The 3,436-nt window shown below is 72.1% G+C and carries 2 protein-coding genes; one reads left to right on the top strand and one right to left on the bottom strand.

The features are described 5' to 3' along the window. Positions 1-1,362: 1,362 nt before the first annotated feature. Positions 1,363-1,932, bottom strand: coding sequence for a TetR family transcriptional regulator (locus tag EF903_RS30405; protein ID WP_125548207.1), 570 nt, complete (start codon positions 1,930-1,932; stop codon positions 1,363-1,365). A 180-nt stretch (positions 1,933-2,112) separates the two neighbouring features. Between EF903_RS30405 and EF903_RS30400 the strand changes: the two genes are divergently transcribed. Next, positions 2,113-3,036: an aldo/keto reductase gene (locus EF903_RS30400; RefSeq protein ID WP_125548206.1), complete on the top strand. Its 924-nt coding sequence runs from the start codon at positions 2,113-2,115 to the stop codon at positions 3,034-3,036. The last annotated feature ends 400 nt before the right edge of the window (positions 3,037-3,436 follow it).

Genomic DNA, 3,436 nt, shown 5'->3' with positions numbered 1-3,436 from the left:
ATTGTCCTTCCGGTGCGGGCCGTCCTGTAAAGGGCGCTCCCTGCGGTCGCGTCGCTGCGCGATGGCCCTTGCGGGCCACCCTTGACAGGACGTCCCGCCCCGGAATGCCAACAAGCTGCCGGGAAGCCCCCAGGGGAATGGCCTGGAGGGAACGAGGGGCATGAGGGGGCATCAGGGAGCTTTCTCTCCCGTCCCGGCGGCCGTATCCAGCCCCACCGGCATCAGCAGACCCCTCGGCGGGGCCCTGTCGGCTCTGGTGTCGCCAAACGACGTCCAGAGCGTCATCCGGTGACAGGAGCGCCCCAGATCGCTACGCGGCCCGGCTCTGTTCGGCGGCCGTCGGCCGTCAGGGGCAGGGGCGGCGCGGCAGATCGCCACACACCCCTGCCTGCTCGGCGTCCGGCCGCCGCCTGTGGCCGCGAAGCGCCACACCTCGCTGCCCTCTCCTTCCATACCGGCGCCCGGCCGCCGTCCCGGGGCAGCGAAGCGCACCAACTCGCTGCCTGGCACTTATCTCTCGGCGGCCGGAGGCCGGCGGGGCGGCGAAGCGCCACCCACGTGCTCCACGCTCCTCATATACCGGCGTCTGGCGACAGCAAGCCCGTACCCGGGACCCGGCGGTCAGCCGCCGAGCCGACGGCACCTCCATGGCGATCTGTCGCGCTGCCCGGCCATGACGGCCGCCAGCCGCCAAACGAGGGCGCTCCTGTAGCGATCCACCGCGTCGCCCGGCCTCTGACGGCGGCTGGCCGCTCGGCCGAGGGCGCGCCTGTAGCGATCTGCCGCGCCTCCCAGCCGCTGACGGCGGTCAGTCGCCGAGCCGAGGATGCCCCTGTAGCGATCTGCCGCGTCGCCCGGCCCGTGACGGCGGCCAGTCGCCAAGCCGAGGGCGCGCCTGTAGCGATCTGGGGCGGGGTGTCTGCGGATGATGCTCTGGGCTGGGTGTGGCGTTGTCATCGCGGCTGGGGCAGGGATGACAGCTCGCCGTGGCTTGGGGGAAGGGCAGGCGGGATGGCCCGGCGCGGCTCTGACGGGGGCCTGGGCATCGAGGTCCCCCCTGCCATTCCCCCTGGGGCTTCCCGGCAGTCTTTCGGCATTCCGGGGTGGGTCGTTCTGTCAAGGGTGGCCGCAAGGCCATCGCGCAGCGACGCGACGACGAAGGAGGAGCGCCCTTGACAGGGCGGCGCGCCCCGGAAGGACGATGGGACTGACGGGCAGCCCCAGGGTCACGTCACGCTCCCGGCTCCGGGCATCCTGCCCGCCACGTCGCCCCGACGCTTCGGTCGTCCCGATCCCGATCCCGATCCCGATCCCGATCCCGGTCCCGGTCCCGGGCCCCGGCCCGGTCTCCGCCCCGCCGCCCTACCCCGCTCCCGCCCCGTCCGTCGCGTACCGGTGTGGGTCCACCAGGCGTGCCACCGCGTCCACCACCGCCGCGCGGTGGGCCGGTGTGGGGGGTTCGGTCGCCGTCGTGAACCAGGCTTGGGCCAGGGCGATGACCAGGGTGAGGACGTCCGGTGCGTCGTGCGTGGCGTCCACGCGGCCCGACTGCTGGGCTTCCTTCAGGGCGGTGTTCTTGCGTGCGTACGCCTCGGCTTCCGTGGCCGTCGCCGTGGGGCGCTCCAGGCGCTTCCACATCACGAGGCGCATCAGGCGGGGGTCCGCCGTCAGGTGGTCGAAGACCGCCCCGGCGTAGGCGGGCAGGTTGTCGGCGTCGAAGGGGACGGATTCCGCGCCCTGCTCCATGGCCTCTTGGAGGACCTGGTCGAAGAGCTGTTCCTTGTTGCCGTAGTAGACGTAGATCATCCGCTTGTTGGCCCCGGCCGTGTCGGCGATGCGGTCGACCCGGGCGCCGGCGATACCGTACTCGGCGAACTCGTCGAAGGCGGCCGCGAGGATGCGGGCCTTCGTCGCGCTGGAATCACGTGCCATGGCGTCCAGGCTAGCAAGTAACTATCCAGTTATTGACAACCGTGAGGACGGTCGTGCATGGTGAGTATGTAACTGGTTAGTTAATCCGGTGCCTCATCCCCACCCCCCACTTCAGGAGCACCCCCATGGCGCGCACTCGGTACCCAGGGCCTTCACGTCGGAGCCGAAGGGCTCGGCTGCATGGGCATGAGCGCCTACTACGGCGCCACGGACGAGGCCGAGTCCCTCGCCACCATCCACCGGGCACTCGAACTCGGCGTCACCCTGCTCGACACCGCCGAGACGTACGGCCCCTTCATCAACGAGCAGCTCCTCGCCAAGGCCGTCGCAGGCCGCCGCGAGCAGGTCGTCATCGCGACCAAGACCGGCATCGAGCTCGACGACGACGGCACCTACCGCGGCCCCAACGGCGGCCGCGACTACATCCACCGCGCCGCGGAGCGGTCCCTGCGCCACCTCGGCACCGACTACATCGACCTGTACTACCTGCACCGCGTCGACCCCGCCGTGCCGATCGAGGAGAGCATCGGCGCCATGGCGGAGCTGGTCGCCGCCGGCAAGGTCCGCTACCTCGGCATCAGCGAGGCCGCGGCGGCCACCATCCGCCGCGCCCACGCCGTCCACCCGCTGACGGCCGTGCAGACCGAGTACTCGCTCTTCGAGCGCGGACTGGAGGAGAACGGCGTACGGGACGCCCTCGACGAGCTCGGCATCGGCCTCGTCGCCTACTCCCCGCTCGGCCGCGGCTTCCTCTCCGGCGCGATCACCAGCCCCGACGACTTCGCGGAGGACGACTTCCGCCGTACCGACCCCCGCTTCCAGGGCGACAACTTCCGACGCAACCTCGCCGTCGTCGACGAGGTGAAGCGCCTCGCCGACGCCAAGTCCGTCACCCCCTCCCAGCTGGCCCTGGCGTGGGTCCTCAGGCAGGGCGCCGTGCCGATCCCCGGCACGAAGCGTCGCCGCTACCTGGAGGAGAACATCGCCGCGACCGGCGTGACCATCACCGACGAGGACATCGCGGCCATCGAGGCCGTCGCGCCCCGGGGCGTCGCCTCCGGCGACCGCTACGCGCCGGAGCTGATGTCCCACCTGGACGGCTGACCCGCCCGGACCATCCGCGGCCCACGGCGGGACATAAATCGCGTGCCCCCGCGCCCCGCACCTCCCTAGACTCGCACCGCGCGCCGCGATCGAACAACGCGGCGCGGCCACCGCCGTGTCGGCGGTTCCGCACGTCGCCGAGCAGAGAAGGGAAACAGACCATGTGCCGTCAGCGCACCGTCGTTTTCGTTCTCCCGTCCCGGTACGACGTGATCCCGGTGTCCCGGGCCGCGCGGTGTCCGCTGCGCGGCCGACACCGCACGTCCTGACGCACTTCCGGTCCGGCGGGGCCGCCAGGCCCGCCGGACCGGGGCCCGGCCCCGGTTCATCCCGCTCCGGCCCGGCCCCTGCCGTCTCCGGCCGGACCGGGCCCCGGCCCGGTCCGCCCTCCCGTCCACCC

This window comes from Streptomyces sp. WAC05292 (genome assembly GCF_003949955.1).
Taxonomy (GTDB): domain Bacteria; phylum Actinomycetota; class Actinomycetes; order Streptomycetales; family Streptomycetaceae; genus Streptomyces; species Streptomyces globosus.
This window is presented reverse-complemented; position numbering and strand designations above follow the sequence as displayed.